The organism is Pseudomonas sp. G2-4 (genome assembly GCF_030064125.1).
Lineage (GTDB): Bacteria > Pseudomonadota > Gammaproteobacteria > Pseudomonadales > Pseudomonadaceae > Aquipseudomonas.
In genome coordinates this window covers 4,194,415-4,212,718 of sequence record NZ_CP125957.1, presented here as the reverse complement: position 1 = coordinate 4,212,718, position 18,304 = coordinate 4,194,415, and the positions used below count along the sequence as shown (strand labels likewise).

Here is an 18,304-nt window from a genome sequence, read left to right as displayed (position 1 = left end):
GGTTTTTCTGGAGGGGCAGACAGCGTTCATCAATGGGCCCCGGCGGCTTTATTCAGATCGCTCTCGACCCATTGGGTGTAGACGCAGGCATCGGCGGTGGCCCAGCGCACACGCACCGGGTCACCAGCCTTGAGGGGCATGCCGGCGGCGGACAGCGCCTTGACGGTCATGGCGGTGCCGCTGGACGTCACCACGCTGCAGGTCTGGCTTTCCCCCAGGAACAGCACCTCGACGACTTTGGCCGAGACTTCATTCCAGCCGGCCGCCAAGGGTTCCTGGGCCGATTGTTCGACGCTCAAGGCCAAGGCTTTTTCCGGGCGCACCATCAGCAGTACGTCCTGATCGGTTTGCAGCCCTGCGGTCAGGCGGATCGACAGCGACTGGCCTTCGAAGCTCGCCACCGCATTGCCCTGGGCCTTGAGCTTGAGGAAGTTGGAGTTGCCCAGGAACGACGCCACAAAGGCATTCGGCGGGTTCTGGTAGAGGTCGTAGCCGCTGCCCAGGCCAACGATCTTGCCGTGGCTGAAGATCGCGATGCGTTGGGACAAGCGCATGGCCTCTTCCTGGTCGTGGGTGACGTAGACGATGGTGATGCCCAGGCGCCGATGCAGTTGGCGCAGCTCATCCTGCAGGTCTTCGCGGAGTTTCTTGTCCAGGGCGCCGAGGGGTTCATCCATCAGCAGGATGCGTGGCTCATAGACCAGCGCCCGGGCAATCGCCACGCGCTGTTGCTGGCCGCCGGACAGTTGCGAAGGACGGCGATGGGCGAACTCTCCCAGCTGCACCAGCTTGAGCATGGCATCGACCCGGCGCTCACGTTCAGCGCTGGCCAATTTGCGGATCGCCAGGGGAAAGGCGATGTTGTCGCGCACCGACAAGTGCGGGAACAGCGAGTAACGCTGGAATACCATGCCGATGTCGCGTTTGTGCGGCGGCACGTTGACCAGGGATTTGCCGTCCACCAGGATCTCGCCGCTGCTGGGGGTTTCAAACCCGGCCAGCATCGACAGCGTGGTGCTCTTGCCCGAGCCGCTGGAGCCGAGGAAGGTCAGGAATTCACCGTCCTGGATGTCCAGGGAGATATCGTCCACGGCGGCAAAATCGCCGTAGTGCTTGTTCAGGTTGCGCAGGCTGACCAGGGTCTTGTTGTTCTGTTGTGCGGGGTCTTTGACGGCACTCATCGTATTCTCCTAGGCGTTCAGGCGCTGATTTCGTTGCGCCGGCGCAGGGCAGCGGCGATCACCATCACCAAGAGCGAGAGGCCGATCAGCAGCGTCGAAGCGACGGCGATCACAGGCGTCAGGTCCTGGCGCAGGGTGGTCCACATCTTGACGGGCAAGGTTTGCAGGGTCGGACTGGCCATCATCACGCTCAGCACCACTTCGTCCCACGACACCAGGAACGCAAACAGCGCGCCGGCGACCATGCCCGGGCGGATCGCCGGGAACGTCACCTTGAACACCGCTTGCAGGCGCGAGGCGCCGCAGATGACGGCGGCATCCTCGATGGACTGGTCGAACAGCTTGAGCGAGTTGATGATCGAAATGATGGTGAACGGCAGGGCGACGATGACGTGGCTGACCACGAAGGCGAACATCGTCCCGGTGTAGCCGAGTTTGAGAAACAGCGCATACACCGCTACCGCGATGATCACCAGCGGCACGATCATCGGCAGGGTGAACAGACCGTAGAGCATTTCCCGGCCCGGGAAGCGTCCGCGTACCAGGGCAAACGCGGTGGGCAAGCCCAGCGCCACGGCGCAGACGGTGGTCAATACGGCGACCTTGAGGCTGGTTAGCGCCGCACTCATCCAGTCCGGATTGGAGAAGAACTGGCCGTACCATTTCAACGTCCAACCCGGTGGCGGGAAGACCAGCCACTGGGATGAACCGAACGACAACAGCACAATGAAGACAATGGGCAGCAGCAAAAACAGCGCAATCAGGCCGGTGGTGAAGTACAGGCTGAACCGCATGCGCCGGCTCATGGCATTGGGAGTCAGGAGCATGACGGCTTACCTCGCGTTGCTGGCGCCCACCGGGGATTCCGGTTGGAGCTTCAGGTAGAAGTAGAACAGCACTAGCGTGATCGCCACCAACAACGCAGCGCCGGCACTGGCCAGGCCCCAATTGAGGAACGACTGCACCTGCTGGATGATGAATTCGGGCAGCATCATGTTCTGCGCGCCGCCCAGCAGCGCCGGGGTCACGTAGTAACCGAGGGACATCACGAACACCATCAGCCCACCGGAAAACAGCCCCGGCCGGCACAGCGGCAGGAACACCCGGAAGAAGTTGGTCCAGGGGCTGGCGCCGCAGATGGAGCCGGCCTGGAGGATCATCGGGTCGATGGCCTGCATGGTCGCCTGCAATGGCAGGACAATGAACGGGATCATGATGTAGCTCATGCCGATCACCACCCCGGTGAGGTTGTGCACCATCTCCAGTGGCTGATCGATGATGCCCATTGCCATCAACGCTTTGTTGATCACCCCCGAGGCTTGCAACAGCACCAGCCAGGAGTAGGTGCGGGCCAGCAGGCTGGTCCACATCGACAGCAGCACGATATTCAGCATCCAGCGGCCCCAACCACGGGGTACCAGGGTGATGGCCCAGGCCAGCGGAAAGCCCAGCAGCAAGCTGAACAGCGTCACCAGCCCGGCCACCGAAAAGGTGTTGAACAACACCCGGGCATAGGCCGAATTGGCGAACAGTTGCTCGTAATTACCCAGGCCGGGCACCGGCTCCAGTACGCCGCGCAACAACAAGCCAATCAGCGGCGCCAGGAAGAACAAACCGAGGAACAGCAGGGCGGGCGCCAGGTTGCCGACCCCGCGCCAGCGCTGTGCCAGCGACGGGGTGTGCGTCGCCGCCTTGGCCGGTACCGCACCGGCGGCGCCCAGGGCGCTCCCGGTGCGAGGGGCTGCCGTTGCTGATATTTTCACTTGACCAGCCATTCGTTCCACCGTGTCGCGATGTCCTGACCGTTCTTGGCCCAGTACGCGAAATCAAGCGTGATCTGATCCTTGGCGTAGGCGGTCGGCAGGTTGGGGGCGAGCACCGAATCCAGGCGTGCGATGCTGTCGACGTTGACCGGCGCATAGGCGGTCAGGTTGGAAAAATCGGCCTGGCCTTTGGCGCTGCTGGCGTTGGCCAGGAATTTCATGGCCGCTGCCTTGTTTTTCGAGCCTTTTGGGATGACCAGGATGTCGGCCATGACCAGGTTCTGCTTCCAGCTTACGCCAACGGGTGCGCCGTCCTGTTGCAGGGCATAAATCCGACCGTTCCAGAATTGGCCGATGCTGGCTTCACCGGACGCGAGCAGTTGTTGCGACTGCGCACCGCCGCCCCACCAGACAATGTCTTTCTTGATGGTGTCGAGTTTCTTGAAGGCGCGGTCCAGGTCCAGCGGGTAGAGTTTGTCGGCCGCGACGCCATCGGCCAGCAGGGCCAGTTCGAGCACACCGGGGCTTGGCCATTTGTACAGGGCGCGTTTGCCGGGGTAGGTCTTGGTGTCGAACAGTGCGGACCAGTCCTGGGGCTTGCCGGCGCCGAGCTTGCCTTCGTTGTAGCCGAGGACGAACGAGAAGTAGAAGGAACCGACGCCGTGATCGGACACGAAGCGTGGGTCGATCTTGTCGCGCTGGATGACCGAGAAATCCAGGGGCTCGAGCAAGCCTTCAGCAGCGGCGCGCAAGGCGAAGTCCGCTTCGACATCGACGACATCCCACTGCACGTTGCCGCTTTCGACCATGGCCTTGAGCTTGCCATAGTCCGTCGGGCCGTCCTGGACCACGGTGATGCCGCTGGCCTTGCTGAACGGGTCGGCCCAGGCTTGCTTCTGCGCATCCTGGGTGCTGCCGCCCCAACTGACGAAGTTGACGCTTTCAGCGGCCATCGTCGCCTGGCTGGTGACGCTCAACAGGCCAGCAAAAAAGATTGCGGCTGCACTTTTCTTCAACACCATTTTCACGCCCTCATTTGTTGTGTTTTTGAGCGGGCTTGGTAATGCCCGCCTATCGGGAGCAGTAGGTCCATCTGGCCTCTAAAGGCGACCGTGCCAAGGGCTGTTATTGGTGCTTTCCCTTGTGGGCGCACTTGGCTGAATCATTCGGTCTGTGGAATATCATATTATGGTATTCCAAACTTTGTGCAAGCACTTTGCCTTACCGGCTATCAGCCAAAAGCGTTTTTTGCCGTCAGGTCACCCAGTAGTGCCTGCGCGGAAAAGGTGGCATCCCCGGACTCATTCGGTGAACGGAATACTCTCGACCACTTCCAAGTCGTAACCGGTCAAGCCTGCGTATTTCAGTGGCGGGCCGAGATGACGCAACTTGCCCACGCCGAGATCCTGCAGAATCTGCGCCCCTGTCCCTACTTCAGAATAAATGCGCGATTGCGAGCGGCTGAACTGCCGTGGCGGCTGGGTGAGTTGTGGAACGCGTTCCAGCAGCGCTTGCGACGACTCATGATTAGCCAGCACGACCACCACGCCGCGACCTTCTTCAGCCACCCGTTGCAGCGCGGCCCACAACGTCCAGTTGGACGGGCCGCTGTACTGAGCGCCGACCAGATCGCGCAGCGGATCAATCACATGCACTCGCACCAGGGTGGGTTCTTCTCGACGAATGTCACCCATGACCATCGCCATGTGCACGCCACCTTCGATACGGTCCTCAAAAGTGATCAGCCGGAACGTCCCATGCACCGTCGGCAATTCGCGTTCACCGATGCGCACTACGGTGTGTTCGGTGCTGAGCCGGTAGTGGATCAGGTCGGCGATGGTGCCGATCTTGATTCCATGTTTGCGTGCGAATACTTCCAGGTCAGGGCGGCGAGCCATGGTGCCGTCGTCGTTCATCACTTCGACGATTACTGAAGCGGGAGTGAAACCGGCCAGGCGAGCGAGGTCGCAACCGGCTTCGGTGTGACCGGCGCGGGTCAGCACGCCGCCTTCCTTGGCGCGTAGCGGGAAGATATGACCGGGCTGCACAATGTCCGTGGGACCTGCATTGGCGGCTACGGCGGCGGCAACGGTACACGCACGATCGGCGGCGGAAATACCGGTGGTCACGCCCACAGCGGCCTCGATGGATACCGTGAACGCGGTGCTGAACACGCTACCGTTGCTCGGTACCATCTGCTCCAGACCCAGGCGCTGGCAGTGCTCGTCGGTCAGGGTCAGGCAAATCAACCCGCGCGCTTCGCGAGCCATGAAGCTGATGGCCTCGGCGGTGCAGCGGTCGGCGGCGATCAGCAGGTCGCCTTCGTTTTCCCGGTCTTCGTCATCGACCAGCAGCACCATCTCGCCTTGCCGGTAATCTTCGATGATTTCTTCGATGTTGTTGAAGGCCATGCTGGAACTCTCAGTGTTTGGTGGGTATATTTATTGGTATACCATAATACAAAATAAACCAAGAGGTCACTATGAAGGCGTACTGGATTGCTCACGTGGATGTCACCGACCCCGATCAATACAGCCAATACACCCAGCGCGCCCCGGCGGCGTTCGCTTTATATGGCGGGCGGATGCTGGCCCGGGCCGGGCGCAGCGAAGCGATGGAAGGTCGGCCGACACCGCAACGCAGCGTGGTCATCGAGTTCGATTCTTACGAGCAGGCGCTGGCCTGTTACCACAGCGAGCAATATCAGGAGGCGAAACGGCACCGCGAGGGCGTGGCCCGGGCCGAGGTGATCATTGTCGAGGGTGGGATTCCACTGTAGGAGCTGTCGAGTGCAACGAGGCTGCGATCTTTCCCCTGCCAATTGAGTCTGGAGCGAAAGATCAAGATCAGAAGATCGCAGGCTTCGCCAGCTCCTACAGGGGCTCAGCGGATGAAATGGATCTTGCCGCTGTCGTCGTTGCCGATGTAGATGCCGTAGACCCCGGCCTGGCGCTCCTCGATATAACGCTCGAGGATCTGTCGGATGGCCGGGTAATAGATGCTGTCCCAGGGAATGTCTTCGGGGGCGAAGAACTGGCAGGCGAGGGTTTCCGGGCCGAACTGGCCGGTGATCTCCACCGCGATGGCGCGGAAGATGATGTACACCTCGCTGATCTTCGGCACGCTGAAGATGGAGTAGGGCGATACGATCTCGGCGCGTACGCCGGTTTCTTCCCAGACTTCCCGCAGTGCCGCCTGTTCGGTGGTCTCGCCGCCTTCCATGAAGCCGGCCGGCAGGGTCCAGGTGCCGGGACGCGGTGGAATGGCGCGTTGGCATAGCAGGTATTTACCGTCCTGCTCGATGATGCAGCCGGCAATGATCTTCGGGTTGACGTAATGGATGTAGCCGCAGCCGCCGCACATCAGGCGCTCATGGGTATCGCCCGCTGGCAGGCGGTGACTCAAGTCACTGCCGCCACACTTTGGACAAAAGCTCGGGCTGAACATATCAGCGACCTATGCGCGGTTCTTTCAAGGCGATGGGCGCCGTGATTTCAGGGATGTCACCGGTCTCTTCCTGCTTGCGCTTGAGGTATTCCAGGGCGACCTTGGCGGCGGCGCGCACGTGGTCGACGCACGCCTGGTGGGCGGCCAGGGGGTCGCCGCTCTTGATCGCGTCGACCATGCGTTCCATTTCCTGGTTACTGCTGCCGCGCCGGTTTTCCTGGGACACCGACGTCGCCCGCAGGTAACTGATGCGGGCCTGCAGCTGGCGCAACTGGGTGGCGGCGACATGGTTGCCGGAGCCTTCGAGCAGCACGTCGTAGAAGCCTTGCACCGAATCGATGACTTGTTGCAACTCGCCATCATTGAGGGCCTTGCGGTTTTCCTCGAGGGCTTTCTCCAGCGCCTTGATGTCCTTGGCCTTGGCCCGCAGGGTGAACAGCTGGACGATCAAGCCCTCGAGCACGCAACGCAATTCATAGATATCGCCGGCATCGGCCAGGGTAATGATCGCCACCCGCGGACCTTTCGCATCGGCGAACTCCACCAGGCCTTCGGATTCGAGGTGGCGCAGGGCTTCGCGCACCGACGTGCGGCTTACGCCCAGGCGATCGCATAAGTCCCGTTCCACCAGGCGATCTCCCGGCAAAAGCTGGAAGTTCATGATGGCGCTTCGCAGTTTATCCAGCACGATTTCGCGCAGGGTGATGGGGTTGCGATTGACCTTGAAGCTGTCGTCGAGTGGCAGGCGTTTCATGGGGTCCGCTCTCTAATATGGCTGTCCATGCCAAACGGGCAACATTCGTGCACGTTCAGATCAAACAGCCGAGGGTTGACTGGGGGCCTCGGCATCGGCTTCGGCGAAGGCTTCACGGGCAAGCCGGAAACTGTCCACGGCCGCGGGGACACCGCAATAGATACCGACCTGAAGCAGAATTTCGCGTATTTGCTCACGACTCAGGCCGTTACGCAAGGCGCCACGCACATGCAGCTTGAGTTCATGGGGGCGATTGAGCGCCGAGATCATCGCCAGGTTAATCATGCTGCGTTCCTTGAGCGACAGCCCCTCGCGACCCCAGACATGGCCCCAGCAGTATTCGGTGACCATTTCCTGCAAGGGCCGGGTGAAGTCGTCGGCGTTTTCAATGGAGCGCTGCACATAGGCTTCGCCCAGCACCTGGGTGCGGATCTTGAGGCCTTGTTCGTATTTATCGTTGCTCATCGCTGTGTGCTCTCAAAATCGTCGATATAGGCTGGCTGGCTAAAGAGTTGCTAGGCTACCGGGCTCATGCGCGCTCCCTGAAAAGTGAAGAAGCTGTGGGAGCGAGCTTGCTCGCGATGAGGGCAGCACATCCAACATCCATGTGACTGACACACCGCTATCGCGAGCAAGCTCCCACAGGGGGAGGTGTATAGCCATCAGGCCAGCGCGGGCAGCGGCCCCAACTTGCCTTTGTGATAAATCATCGGCGTCACCGGTTGCTCCGGCAGGATCAGGTTCTTCACCGCGCCGACGATGATTGCGTGATCGCCACCGTCGTATTCGCGCCACAGCTCGCACTCAATGATGGCCGTGGCCTTGCCCAGCAGCGGGTTGCCCAACTCGCTGAGGTGCCAGTCGATGCCTTTGGCCTTGTCCTTGCCTTTGCCGGCAAACGCATAGGCTTCAGCGGTCTGGTCGGCGGACAGCAAGTGAATGGCGAACTGCTTGCTGTCCCGCAGGATCGGGTAGGTGTCAGAGGCATAGTTGGGGCAGAACAGCACCAGCGCCGGATCAATCGACAGCGCACTGAACGCGCTGGCGGTGATGCCGACGATATTCCCGTCCGGGTCGAGGGTGGTGACCACTGTGACGCCGGAAGGGAAGGAACTCATGACTTCTTTGTAGATGCCGGGTTCGATCATTTTTCAGGACTCCTAGCGCATCACGAACGGATCAGGCATGGGCGCCTGGGAAAGATTGATCCACACCGTTTTCAGTTCGGTATAGGCCAGCACTGAATCGATGCCGCTTTCGCGTCCGTAACCGCTGTTCTTGAAACCGCCGATGGGCGCCATGGCTGAGACCGCGCGGTAGGTATTGACCCAGATGATCCCGGAACGCACATCCCGGGCCAGGCGATGGGCGCGGCCCAGGTCGCGCGTCCAGATGCCGGCGGCGAGGCCGAACTGTGAGTCGTTGGCAATCGCCAGGGCCTCGGCTTCGTCCTTGAACCGGATGACCGAAGCCACCGGCCCGAAGACTTCTTCCTGCATGATCTTCATCGAGTTGTGGTCGCATTCGAACAAAGTGGGCTCGTAGAACCAGCCTTCGCCCAGGTTCTGCGGACGCTTGCCGCCGAGGCGCAGGCGCGCGCCTTCGGCGAGGGCATCGGCGACCAGGCCTTCGACCACTGCCAGTTGCTGCGCGGTCGCCATCGGCCCCATTTCGCTGCTGTCGTCCTGCGGGTTGCCGATGCGGATACGCTGGGCGCGCTCAACCAGGCGCGAGACGAATTCGTCGTAGATTTCATCCTGCACCAACAGCCGCGAGCCGGACACGCAGCTCTGGCCCGATGCCGCATAGATCCCGGCAATCGCACCATTGACGGCGCTGTCGAGGTCCGCGTCGGCGAAGATAATGTTCGGTGACTTGCCGCCCAATTCCAGGGACAGCTTGGCGAAGTTCTCGGCGCTGCTGCGCACCACATGCCGGGCCGTGGCGGCGCCGCCGGTGAAGGCGATCTTGCGCACCAGCGGATGGCGGGTGAGGGCGGCGCCGGTGCTGGGGCCGTAGCCGGTGACGACGTTGACCACGCCTGGCGGAATGCCGGCTTCCAGGGCCAGGCGCGCCAGTTCGAGAATGGTCGCCGAGGCGTGCTCCGACGGTTTGATCACGATGGTGTTGCCGGCCGCCAGCGCCGGTGCCAGTTTGATCGCCGTCAGGTACAGCGGGCTGTTCCAGGGAATGATCGCCGCGACGACGCCCATGGCTTCGTGCACGGTGTAGGCAAACATGTCTGGCTTATCCAGCGGCAGCGTGCCGCCTTCGAGCTTGTCCGCCAGGCCAGCGGTGTAATGGAAAAACTCTGGCAAGTAGCCGACCTGGCCCCGGGTTTCACGGATCAGCTTGCCGTTGTCGCGGCTTTCCAGCTGGGCCAGCTGTTCTTTGTTTTCGGCGATCAGGTCGCCCAGGCGTCGCAGCAGTTTACCCCGTGCGGTCGCAGTCAAGCCACGCCAGGCCGGGCTGTCAAAAGCCGTCTGCGCCGCCTGCACGGCGCGCTCGACATCGGCTTCGTCGGCGTCGGGCAACTCGGCCCAGGGTTGCGCCAGGGCCGGGTTCAGGCTTTCGAAGGTCTTGCCGGACAGGGCATCGACCCATTCACCGCCGATGCACATAGAAAAACGTGCGAGTGTCATGCAACGATCCCCTTGATTGGATTTTGTCGGGCGTTTGCCGTGTCGAGAAACTCCAGCAGCATCTGGTTGACCAGGCGTGGCGACTCTACCGGCATCATATGCCGCTGCTCGGCGAGCACGGCAACCGTGGCGCCGGGAATTCGCTCGGCCAACTGCCGGGCCATTTCCGGCGTCGAGCCCGGGTCCAGCTCGCCGGTGGCGATCAGCGTTGGTACGTGGATGTTGCCCAGGTCATCGGCGCGGTACATGTCCTGGGTGGCGAACAGTTCATAGGTGGTCAGGTAACCTTGCGGATCGTTCTGCGCCAAGGTCTGGCGCAGCGCGGCAATCTGTGCCGGGTTGGCCGCCTGGTATTCGCGGCTGAACCAGCGCGACAAGGCGGCCTCGGCGTTGGCATCCGGTCCGTGCTCGGCGGCTTGGGCGGTGCGGGCGATGACCCCGGCGCGCTGTTCGGCGCTGCGGTTGAACACGCTGTTGAGCACCACCAGGCCTTGCAGGCGTTGCGGGTAATGCAAGGCAAAGGCCCGCGCCACCAGGCCGCCCATGGAGAAACCGATCACGCTCGCCTGGGGCAATTGCAGGTGGTCGAGCAGCTCCAGTAACTGATCGGCATAGCCGAGCAGGGGGGTGCCGCTTTCCGGGCGCGGGCTGGCGCCGTGGCCGAGCATGTCGTAGGCAATCACGCGGTATTTCGTGGCCAGCCCAACCACCTGGCCGCCCCACATTTCTTTGTTCAGGCCGACGCCGTGGATCAAGACCACGGGCTGGCCTTGGCCGGTCGCCAGGTAACTGGTGCCCGCCGGGGTGAGTTCAGCGGTGAGCCGAATCATGGAGCGCTCCTGCATGCCTTTATTATTGTCGTGGCCCGGACTGGATTACTGCGCACTCTCGGCGGCCAGCTCTTCCAGATCGATGTAGCGGTTGCCAATGCGCGGGTGCAGGCGACCGCCATCGGCGCAACCCAGCACCACGACGATTTCGTCGGCGCGCGGCGCGTCTTCGATCTGCATTTCCAGGGTGATGTAGTGCGAGCGCAGGCCTTCGTCGTCCTTGTGCATCATCGGGATCTGGATCGAGGTGCCCGGACCACCGCGCTTGTTGGTGAAGCTCAGGTAGCTCTTGGCCTTGACCGCTTCGCGGTAGTGGTTGCCGAAGCGCAGGGTGTGGATCACGGCGGAGGCGTGCTCGATTTCACCGTCGGCGCCCACCACGGCGGCCTTGCCATAGGCTTCGATTTTTTCCGCGCCGCCAATAATGCCCACCAGGCGTTCGACCATCAGCGCACCGAGGTCGGAGCAGTTGGCGCGGATTTCCGGCTTCAGATCTTCGACAAAACCACGGCCCAGCCAAGGGTTTTTCATCACCACCGCCAACCCGACCATGATCACCGGCTTATCGCTGGCCTTGCCGCCTTCAATGAGGGTTTCTTCGACATAGCTGACGATCTTGCGAATTTCGAAACTCATGAGCTGCTCCGTGTAGGGAAGGATACTTATGCGTCTTATGGTATACCATAATACCGGAAGCACAAGTCCCTGAAACGGATTTCTGGTCGGAAGGTGATAAAAGGAGGGAAGGTATTGCTCCCTTGCTCGGAGTACATCACTGCATCAGGATTGGTATTGATCTTGTAGCGGTCGATGGTTGATGGGCGGTGAGGCGTACAGCTACGATATATCGGGTGAAGTACGACACGAAGTCGCTTAAACATCTCGGTTGATTTCGCAGGTCTCGGCCCTTTTCGTTGCCATCTTTTGGCCGGTGGCTGACTCGAAAGTGAAAGTCCCCCTACACATCCGGCAAGGGGGAAGTGTTAGCCAGAGGGAAGGGCGTCGCGGACGACTGCGAATCTGAAGGAGGCCCGAGACCAAATGCTGGTTTGACGACCAGGAAGCGGATCAGGCGGTGCAGCGGGGTAAGGTAGCCAAAATTGCGCGATCAAGGGCCGAACAGGTTGTGCCGCCAGCCCATCAGCTTTGGGAATTCTCCGATGTCACAATCTGCAGCGGAATATGCACCCGGTGACGCACAGGATCGAACTGCTCGGCAGTCTGCAATTCCACCAGTAGATCCACCAGCGCCGTTGCAGTCTGGCGCGGCTGAGAGTCGATCACCACGTCGACCAAACCCTGGGCCAGGGCTTGGCGTGACAGCTCGGTGGACTCCTGCAAAATGCAGCACAGCGTCGGGCGCTTGGGCAGTTGCGCCAACGCGTTGATAATCCCGTCGCCACCGCCGCCTACCACGCATAGCCCGCGCAAATCGTCATGCCGAACCAGCAGGTCGAGGGTTGCTTCTTCGGTGATGTCGCAGTTGTCCAGATTGATCAGCGGCTCCAGCGGGCGCAGCCCAGGTGCGTGTTCGGCCAAGTAACTGTGCAAGCCTTCGACCCGCGCCTGGTGGCCAAGAAAGCGATGACCTCCGAGCAGAATGCCGATGCTGCCTTTGCGCGCGCCACAGGTGCGGGCCAGCAGCCACCCCATCGTGCGCCCGACTACCTGATTGTCTTGGCCGACATAGGGCTCGGTCGCCGCCTCATGAATGCCCGACAGCAGTGCCACCACGGGCACGCCGGCCTCGCGAATCTGGGCAAGGGCGGCGTTGATCTGCGGGTGGGCGAAGCTGACCACCGCCAGGCCGTCGCACTGCACCGCCAACTGTTCGATCTGGGCGATGATGGCGCTGGGGGTGCGATCAAAAACGTATTCGAATTGGCAGGTCAGGTTGGCCCCGACCTGGCGTTGCGCGGCCTCGGTGATGGCTTGGGCCAGGTTGGCGTAGAACGCCTGGGCGGTGCCCAGCAGCAGGATGCCGAAACGGTATGTGGGGCGGCGTTCGAGAATGCGTTGGCCGATCAGCCGCGCCGCAAAATAACCCACGGCTTCGGCGGCCTGAAGCACCTGTTCGGCAGTGGCTGGATTAACCGGGGCGCGAGCGTTGAGCACGCGGTCGACGGTGGCGACACTTAAGCCTGCGTGTTCGGCGACCGTGGCGATGGTGGGGCGTTTATTGTTATTCATGATGAACCTTCAAAGCGTCTTGATAGAAAACTATCAAGCCCCGCAGGAGCTGGATGATAGCTTGATAGGGAATGTATTCAAGACCTTGAGGGGGGCTTCCTTGCTCTCTATATTTTCTTACGCAAAGCACCTGACATCTCACGCTTGCGGAGAACAATAACAATGCCTCAAGACAACACAGCCTCTACTCGGGACTATCGCCTGACCGGCCCTGAAGCCGCCCGCGCGGCTGAAAAAGGCCTTGTATCGGCCAGTTGGTACCAGTCGCCCATCTCCCGTCAACGCATGAAGCAACTGATGCAGCGCCGCGACGGCCCGGCCTTGCTCGACACCGCCATCTGGTTGCTGGCCCTGCTGATCACCGGCTTCGGCGGCTACTGGTTCTGGGGCACTTGGGCTTGTGTGCCGTTTTTTCTTGCGTATGGCGTTCTGTACGCCACCGCCTCCAACCCGCGCTGGCATGAAAGCGGCCACGGCACGGCTTTCAAGACTCGCTGGATGAATGATGCGCTCTACCAGGTGGCGAGCTTCATGTGCATGTTCGAGCCCCATGTGTGGCGCTGGAGCCATGCACGGCACCATACCGACACCATCGTCGTCGGCCGCGATCCGGAAATCGTCGAGCCGCGTCCACCGAGCTTGTTCATGATGCTGCTCAGCCTGTTCCAGATCCCGTTGCTGCTGAAGACGATGGGGGGCGTGTGCCGGCACGCGGTTGGCAAAATGGATGCCGAGGAACAGACGTTCATCCCTGAGTCCGAGTGGCCCAAGGTGTTCCTGGCGGCCCGTATCTGGCTCGTGATTTACGCCGTTGTCTTTGGCGCGGCACTTTACCTGCACAGCTGGTTGCCGCTGATGTATATCGGCCTGCCCATCCTGTATGGCGGCTGGTTATCTTACCTGTTTGGCCTCACCCAACATGTGGGCCTGGCGGAAGACGTGCTGGACCACCGCAGCAACTGCCGCACCATCTATATGAACCGGGTACTGCGCTTTCTGTACATGAACATGAATTATCACCTTGAGCACCACATGTACCCGATGGTGCCGTACCACGCCCTGGCGCAACTCCATGAAGAGATCCGCCACGACTGCCCGCCGCCTTACGCCAACATAGGCGAGGCCTTCAAGGAAATCATTCCGACCCTCTTGAAGCAGCGCAAGGACCCGACGTATTTCGTGCGACGCCCCGTCGGTAGCTCAAGGCCTGCCACCGACGCTCATCCACAGGCTGAAGCCACCCTGGGCTGACACCTTCCGGCTGTATCCCGAACAAGAGAAAACGCCATGAACGATCAATGGATCGATGTATGCGCCGTGGGCGAAATCAATGAAGAAGACGTCATTCGCTTCGACCACGGTCCGCATACCTATGCCATCTACCGCTCTGCTGACAACGAGTTTTTCGCCACTGCTGGCCTGTGTACTCACGAGTCGATCCACCTGGCTGACGGCCTGGTGATGGACCACGTCATCGAGTGCCCCAAGCACAACGGGCGCTTTGACTATCGCACCGGCAAAGCCTTGGGGGCGCCAGTGTGCGTCAATCTCAAGACCTATCCGGTACGGGTCGACGCGGGGCGGGTTCTGCTCGCCATTTCGGCTTGACCGCCAGGAGTGCACGCCATGAATGCTCCACTGATTATCGTCGGCGCCGGCCATGCCGGTGGCCGTGCGGCGCTGACCTTGCGCGAGCAGGGTTATACCGGTCGGCTGATCCTGATCGGCGATGAACTTCATTTGCCGTACGAGCGTCCTCCGCTGTCCAAGGGCTTGCTGCAGGGCACGATGAACCTGGACGATTGCAGCCTGTGGAGCGATAGCCGGCTCACTGAACTGAACATCGAACACCTGGCGGGCAATCCGGTAAAAAGCCTGGATCCGCAGCACCACCGCCTGCAATTGACCGACGGACGTTGGTTGCCCTACAGCCGATTACTGTTGGCAACCGGGGGTAGAGCGCGTCGCTTGTCCCTGGTGCCTGAACCTCTGGCCAACGTGCTTTACCTGCGCACCCATGACGAAGCCCTGGCCCTGCGCAGCGCATTGATGCCCGGCACGCGCCTGGTGATCATCGGCGGTGGCTTTATCGGCCTCGAAGTCGCGGCAACGGCCCGAACCTTAGGCTGTCAGGTGACGTTGCTGGAAGCCGGGCCACGACTGGCCGGGCGAGTATTGCCTGAAGCTGTGTCCCAGGCCTTGTTGGATTTGCATCGGCAACAGGGCGTGGACGTGCGGCTGAACGTAGCGCTTGAAAGGGTACAAGGCATCGAGCGCGCTGAGGCGGTGCAACTGGTGGACGGCCAGGTGTTGCCCTGTGACTGGGTGGTGGTCGGTATCGGCATGCAACCCAACATCGAATTGGCCGCGGCGGCGGGGCTTGAGGTGGGCCAGGGAATTCGAGTCGATGCCCAGTTGCGCACCAGCGCGCCAGACATCTTTGCCGCCGGCGATGTGTGTGAGTTTCGCCTGCACGCCGACGCGTTATTCCAGCGCCAGGAAACCTGGCGCAATGCCGAGACCCAGGGCCGTCACGCGGCATTGAATCTGTTGGGCGGCGAGTTGCCGTTCGAGGGTGTTCCCGGCTTCTGGTCTGATCAGTACGACTGGGGCTTGCAGACGGTGGGCGTGATCTCACCGACGCCACCTTCGGCCGTTCGCACCCTGGCAGACGGTGGTCTGCTGCTGTTCTACCTGGACACCTACCAGCGTTTGCAAGGGGCCTGCGGTTGGGGGCAGGGCAACAGCGTTGCCAAGGACATCAAGTTGTGTGAACGGCTGATTGCCAACCTGACCCCACTCTCTGTGGACGCGTTGGCCGACGCCGATGTGCCTCTCAAACATCTACTAAGGCCCTGACATGCGTGAGTTCCTGGTATTTCAGTCCCTGTGGGCCATGCAAGATCACCGTGGTCAATGCGATCTTTCCCTGGAGGCGCAGGTGGAGAAGATTGCCGCTGCTGGCTTCGATGGGATCACCGACCATTTCTGGATCGCGCCACAGGCCGAACGTCTGCATGCCGCTGCCAAGGCGCAAGGCCTGCAAATCGAAGGTCAACTGTTTCCCCGCACCGTGAATGACTTGGCGCAAGCACTTGAGGTTGCCTCCCGTTACGGCTGCCACCACCTCACGCTGCAAGCCGACGTCCGGCCGCGCACGCTGGCACAAGCGATCACTCTGATCGAAGGCTGGCAGCGTCTGGCCGAGCAGGTGGACTTTCCGATCCTGCTGGAAACCCACCGCTATCGTCTCACCAGTGACCTGTTGTTCACCCTCGACTTGCTCGCGCAGATGCCCGACCTCAAGTTGTTGGCTGACTTGTCCCATTACGTCGTGGGCCGCGAATTGCCTGAGTCGGCCGCGGCCGAAGACGACGAACAGATTCACACCATCCTACGACACAGTTGGGGTTTTCACGGGCGAGTCGCTAATAGTGAGCAGGTCCAGGTGCCCTTGACCTTTACCCAGCATCGCCCCTGGTTGGACCGGTTTCTAGGCTGGTGGCGTTACGGAATCAAGGATTGGCTGGCGCGACCGAACACACCCGCGAGCCTGTCCTTCACCTGTGAACTTGGGCCGCCACCCTATGCGATCACAGGGAGTGATGGGCGCGACATAACGGATCGCTGGGGCGAGGCGCTGATGCTGAAGGAACTGATGCGGGGTGTTTGGGATGAATGTCAGGCGGGGCGCTGATCTAAGGCATGATGGGTTGTGACGGTTTGTATCAGTGGATAAAACGGGTGAGGTCCAGATTGGAAAGCCGCTGTTGCGGTGTGTAAATTGTCATGCTTGTCTCAATTTTATTGCGGTTTTGCCCTGGCGGGGATCACAGATACCTTTTATTGGCGAGTTACAAATACCGACGGGCTGATCGCACGCATCGATGCCTCTCTCGAATAGCCATCCCAGAAAGCAGGGCCTTTATGAGAAAGCTGATGATTTATGGCGCCGCAGGCTACACCGGCGGCATGGCGGCGGAGCATGCTGCATCCGCTGGACTTGACCTCGTTCTTGCCGGTCGTGAGAAAGACCGGAGTCATATTGAAACTTTCGTTCATGTCACCGAGGGAGCATTTCCAACCGGAAATGTCCAAGCTCTCCCTGCCGGGCCGAGCATCGAAGAACGGGCAGCGAATCGCTACCATGCGGCGGTAGAAGTCACCGGCGCGGACGGTACGGTGGCACGCTCGGGGCTTGATACAGTTAACGGTTATACCTTTACCTCGATGGCCGCTGCAGAAGCTGCCCGGCGAGTGCTTGCGGGTGAGGTTCGGCCCGGCTTCCAGACACCCGCCGGTCTGTTCGGCTACGGCTTCGCCGAGACCATAGCCGACACCCGGATCACCGATATGATGCTTAGCGCAGCTAATCGAGCCGCCCACCATTTTCCCGTGCGTGCTTGATGTCTCTCGAGGGTGGCGCTCCGAAGCGCCGGGCATATTCGCGGCTGAATTGGGCAACGCTTTCATAGCCGACTCGCAACGCAGCGGTGTTGACGTCTATCCGCTCGGTCAACATCAGGCTACGCGCGGCTTGCAGCCGTAGCGATTTTTGATACTGAAGGGGGCTGGTGCCTGTCAGCTTGCGAAAACGGTGATGCAGCGTGGAGCTGGCCATGCCTGATCGTTCGGCGAGGTCGGCTATCTGCAACGGTTTATCGTAGTGATATTTTAGCCATTCGACGGCTCTTACGATGCCCTTATCTCGGTAACCATCGCGAGTGACGCTGCGCAACAAATGCCCCGCTTCACTGAGCAGCAGCCTACCGTATATCTCCCGCTTGATAAGGCCCGACATCAAGCCTGCTTCAAGCGGCCGTTCGATCAGCGTGGCGAGTCGAGCGAACGCATCGAGCATCTCGCTCGTCGCCACACCGGATACGAAGCCCCGCGCTTCAGTAGCCATTTCCTGCTTTGGCGGTTCCAGGGTCAGGATCACTTCATTGAGCATGGAAAAATCGAGCTTCAACACAACGGATAAATAAGGGGTTTGCTCGTTAGCCGCGGTAACGCGAGCCAGTGTGGGGATATCGACTGAAGTGACGAAAAACGCCCCTTGCCCGAACCCACAGGCTTCCTCGCCGAACGAGATCTCCTTCGCGCCCTGCAGGATAATGGCCACGCAAGGCTCATAAATGCAGTACGTGGGCGTACCTAGCTCGGCTATTCGATAAAAGCTCAAGCCTGGAATCGACGTTGTGCAAACCTCGTTCAAGCCAATCTGCAGGCTGACTTTTTCGATAAGCCGCTGGAGCGCTTGGGAGCGTTCGGTGAGCTGCATCGGATCGCGCAAGGTCAGGGAATGCACACGGCTGAAACCGAACTGCGAGAAAGCACCGCTCGTCATCACATCCCCCCCAATTTACGGAATGCTCGAGTTTGCTGAGAGTGCGTGACCAGCACAAGAGCATCGGCAGGATTGTGCAGAAAATATGGCGCATTAGGGTCACCCGGCCAACCCTCATTGTTCTAACTTCTAGTACGTGTACCGGCT

At 60.9% G+C, this 18,304-nt stretch carries 20 protein-coding genes; 6 read left to right on the top strand and 14 right to left on the bottom strand.

Translation table 11 applies throughout. The annotated features are described in order from the left end of the window. Window positions 1–29: 29 nt before the first annotated feature. The 5 genes from QNH97_RS18215 to ribBA form a co-directional block, all read right to left on the bottom strand. Window positions 30–1,181, bottom strand: a complete 1,152-nt coding sequence (locus QNH97_RS18215; RefSeq protein ID WP_283553260.1) for an ABC transporter ATP-binding protein — start codon at window positions 1,179–1,181, stop codon at window positions 30–32. Window positions 1,182–1,198: 17 nt separating this feature from the next. Continuing rightward, window positions 1,199–2,008 (bottom strand): ABC transporter permease, encoded by an 810-nt coding sequence (locus QNH97_RS18210; protein ID WP_283553259.1) that lies wholly within the window; start codon window positions 2,006–2,008, stop codon window positions 1,199–1,201. Window positions 2,009–2,014: 6 nt separating this feature from the next. After that, complete coding sequence (locus QNH97_RS18205; protein ID WP_283553258.1) at window positions 2,015–2,956, bottom strand: ABC transporter permease; 942 nt, start codon at window positions 2,954–2,956, stop codon at window positions 2,015–2,017. After that, a complete protein-coding gene (locus QNH97_RS18200) occupies window positions 2,941–3,966 on the bottom strand; it encodes an ABC transporter substrate-binding protein (RefSeq protein ID WP_123344296.1) in 1,026 nt (341 codons plus the stop codon). Before QNH97_RS18200 ends, QNH97_RS18205 begins: the two co-directional genes overlap by 16 nt. 279 nt (window positions 3,967–4,245) lie before the next feature. Then, the gene (gene ribBA, locus QNH97_RS18195; protein WP_283553257.1) at window positions 4,246–5,355 is read right to left on the bottom strand and encodes a bifunctional 3,4-dihydroxy-2-butanone-4-phosphate synthase/GTP cyclohydrolase II; all 1,110 of its coding nucleotides are present in this window, start codon (window positions 5,353–5,355) and stop codon (window positions 4,246–4,248) included. Window positions 5,356–5,426: 71 nt separating this feature from the next. Here ribBA and QNH97_RS18190 point away from each other — a divergent pair, with 71 nt between their 5' ends. Then, on the top strand, window positions 5,427–5,723 hold the full coding sequence (locus QNH97_RS18190; protein ID WP_283553256.1) for a DUF1330 domain-containing protein: 297 nt from the start codon (window positions 5,427–5,429) through the stop codon (window positions 5,721–5,723). Between the two features lie 104 nt (window positions 5,724–5,827). On the opposite strand, the gene QNH97_RS18185 is transcribed toward QNH97_RS18190, so the two are convergent. The 8 genes from QNH97_RS18185 to QNH97_RS18150 all read right to left on the bottom strand — a co-directional run bounded on the left by QNH97_RS18185 (window position 5,828) and on the right by QNH97_RS18150 (window position 12,807). Next, on the bottom strand, window positions 5,828–6,391 hold the full coding sequence (locus tag QNH97_RS18185) for an NUDIX hydrolase (RefSeq protein WP_123413404.1): 564 nt from the start codon (window positions 6,389–6,391) through the stop codon (window positions 5,828–5,830). A gap of 1 nt (window position 6,392) precedes the next feature. After that, window positions 6,393–7,145 (bottom strand): GntR family transcriptional regulator, encoded by a 753-nt coding sequence (locus QNH97_RS18180; protein ID WP_283553255.1) that lies wholly within the window; start codon window positions 7,143–7,145, stop codon window positions 6,393–6,395. 60 nt (window positions 7,146–7,205) lie between these two features. Continuing rightward, entirely contained in the window at window positions 7,206–7,610 is a 405-nt protein-coding gene (locus QNH97_RS18175) for a carboxymuconolactone decarboxylase family protein (protein WP_283553254.1), read from the bottom strand. Between the two features lie 197 nt (window positions 7,611–7,807). Beyond that, the gene (locus QNH97_RS18170) at window positions 7,808–8,293 is read right to left on the bottom strand and encodes a flavin reductase family protein (protein ID WP_283553253.1); all 486 of its coding nucleotides are present in this window, start codon (window positions 8,291–8,293) and stop codon (window positions 7,808–7,810) included. Between the two features lie 12 nt (window positions 8,294–8,305). Continuing rightward, window positions 8,306–9,787 (bottom strand): aldehyde dehydrogenase, encoded by a 1,482-nt coding sequence (locus QNH97_RS18165; protein ID WP_283553252.1) that lies wholly within the window; start codon window positions 9,785–9,787, stop codon window positions 8,306–8,308. Then, entirely contained in the window at window positions 9,784–10,617 is an 834-nt protein-coding gene (locus tag QNH97_RS18160; RefSeq protein WP_283553251.1) for an alpha/beta fold hydrolase, read from the bottom strand. The genes QNH97_RS18165 and QNH97_RS18160 overlap by 4 nt, the downstream gene beginning before the upstream one ends. A gap of 45 nt (window positions 10,618–10,662) precedes the next feature. Then, window positions 10,663–11,253 (bottom strand): amino acid synthesis family protein, encoded by a 591-nt coding sequence (locus QNH97_RS18155; RefSeq protein WP_283553250.1) that lies wholly within the window; start codon window positions 11,251–11,253, stop codon window positions 10,663–10,665. 504 nt (window positions 11,254–11,757) lie between these two features. Next, a complete protein-coding gene (locus QNH97_RS18150) occupies window positions 11,758–12,807 on the bottom strand; it encodes a LacI family DNA-binding transcriptional regulator (RefSeq protein WP_283553249.1) in 1,050 nt (349 codons plus the stop codon). A gap of 162 nt (window positions 12,808–12,969) precedes the next feature. Between QNH97_RS18150 and QNH97_RS18145 the strand changes: the two genes are divergently transcribed. The 5 genes from QNH97_RS18145 (at window position 12,970) to QNH97_RS18125 (ending at window position 17,214) form a co-directional block, all read left to right on the top strand. Further along, a complete protein-coding gene (locus QNH97_RS18145) occupies window positions 12,970–14,058 on the top strand; it encodes a fatty acid desaturase family protein (RefSeq protein WP_283553248.1) in 1,089 nt (362 codons plus the stop codon). Window positions 14,059–14,094: 36 nt separating this feature from the next. Continuing rightward, window positions 14,095–14,415, top strand: a complete 321-nt coding sequence (locus QNH97_RS18140; RefSeq protein ID WP_018608132.1) for a MocE family 2Fe-2S type ferredoxin — start codon at window positions 14,095–14,097, stop codon at window positions 14,413–14,415. Window positions 14,416–14,433: 18 nt separating this feature from the next. Continuing rightward, a complete protein-coding gene (locus tag QNH97_RS18135) occupies window positions 14,434–15,666 on the top strand; it encodes an NAD(P)/FAD-dependent oxidoreductase (protein ID WP_283553247.1) in 1,233 nt (410 codons plus the stop codon). 1 nt (window position 15,667) lies between these two features. Further along, the gene (locus QNH97_RS18130) at window positions 15,668–16,504 is read left to right on the top strand and encodes a sugar phosphate isomerase/epimerase family protein (protein WP_283553246.1); all 837 of its coding nucleotides are present in this window, start codon (window positions 15,668–15,670) and stop codon (window positions 16,502–16,504) included. Between the two features lie 230 nt (window positions 16,505–16,734). Then, complete coding sequence (locus QNH97_RS18125) at window positions 16,735–17,214, top strand: saccharopine dehydrogenase family protein (protein WP_283553245.1); 480 nt, start codon at window positions 16,735–16,737, stop codon at window positions 17,212–17,214. Here QNH97_RS18125 and QNH97_RS18120 read toward each other — a convergent pair. After that, entirely contained in the window at window positions 17,177–18,157 is a 981-nt protein-coding gene (locus QNH97_RS18120; protein ID WP_283553244.1) for an AraC family transcriptional regulator, read from the bottom strand. The two genes, QNH97_RS18125 and QNH97_RS18120, sit on opposite strands and share 38 nt — an antisense overlap. Between the last annotated feature and the right edge of the window lie 147 nt (window positions 18,158–18,304).

Coding starts and splice junctions, on each gene's coding strand:
- QNH97_RS18150 (WP_283553249.1), bottom strand. CDS start 12,807: ATGAATAACAATAAACGCCCCACCATCGCCACGGTCGCCGAACACGCA.
- QNH97_RS18155 (WP_283553250.1), bottom strand. CDS start 11,253: ATGAGTTTCGAAATTCGCAAGATCGTCAGCTATGTCGAAGAAACCCTC.
- QNH97_RS18125 (WP_283553245.1), top strand. CDS start 16,735: ATGAGAAAGCTGATGATTTATGGCGCCGCAGGCTACACCGGCGGCATG.
- QNH97_RS18215 (WP_283553260.1), bottom strand. CDS start 1,181: ATGAGTGCCGTCAAAGACCCCGCACAACAGAACAACAAGACCCTGGTC.
- QNH97_RS18165 (WP_283553252.1), bottom strand. CDS start 9,787: ATGACACTCGCACGTTTTTCTATGTGCATCGGCGGTGAATGGGTCGAT.
- QNH97_RS18145 (WP_283553248.1), top strand. CDS start 12,970: ATGCCTCAAGACAACACAGCCTCTACTCGGGACTATCGCCTGACCGGC.
- QNH97_RS18175 (WP_283553254.1), bottom strand. CDS start 7,610: ATGAGCAACGATAAATACGAACAAGGCCTCAAGATCCGCACCCAGGTG.
- QNH97_RS18160 (WP_283553251.1), bottom strand. CDS start 10,617: ATGATTCGGCTCACCGCTGAACTCACCCCGGCGGGCACCAGTTACCTG.
- QNH97_RS18200 (WP_123344296.1), bottom strand. CDS start 3,966: ATGGTGTTGAAGAAAAGTGCAGCCGCAATCTTTTTTGCTGGCCTGTTG.
- QNH97_RS18135 (WP_283553247.1), top strand. CDS start 14,434: ATGAATGCTCCACTGATTATCGTCGGCGCCGGCCATGCCGGTGGCCGT.
- QNH97_RS18205 (WP_283553258.1), bottom strand. CDS start 2,956: ATGGCTGGTCAAGTGAAAATATCAGCAACGGCAGCCCCTCGCACCGGG.
- QNH97_RS18130 (WP_283553246.1), top strand. CDS start 15,668: ATGCGTGAGTTCCTGGTATTTCAGTCCCTGTGGGCCATGCAAGATCAC.
- QNH97_RS18120 (WP_283553244.1), bottom strand. CDS start 18,157: ATGACGAGCGGTGCTTTCTCGCAGTTCGGTTTCAGCCGTGTGCATTCC.
- QNH97_RS18140 (WP_018608132.1), top strand. CDS start 14,095: ATGAACGATCAATGGATCGATGTATGCGCCGTGGGCGAAATCAATGAA.
- ribBA (WP_283553257.1), bottom strand. CDS start 5,355: ATGGCCTTCAACAACATCGAAGAAATCATCGAAGATTACCGGCAAGGC.
- QNH97_RS18170 (WP_283553253.1), bottom strand. CDS start 8,293: ATGATCGAACCCGGCATCTACAAAGAAGTCATGAGTTCCTTCCCTTCC.
- QNH97_RS18185 (WP_123413404.1), bottom strand. CDS start 6,391: ATGTTCAGCCCGAGCTTTTGTCCAAAGTGTGGCGGCAGTGACTTGAGT.
- QNH97_RS18210 (WP_283553259.1), bottom strand. CDS start 2,008: ATGCTCCTGACTCCCAATGCCATGAGCCGGCGCATGCGGTTCAGCCTG.
- QNH97_RS18190 (WP_283553256.1), top strand. CDS start 5,427: ATGAAGGCGTACTGGATTGCTCACGTGGATGTCACCGACCCCGATCAA.
- QNH97_RS18180 (WP_283553255.1), bottom strand. CDS start 7,145: ATGAAACGCCTGCCACTCGACGACAGCTTCAAGGTCAATCGCAACCCC.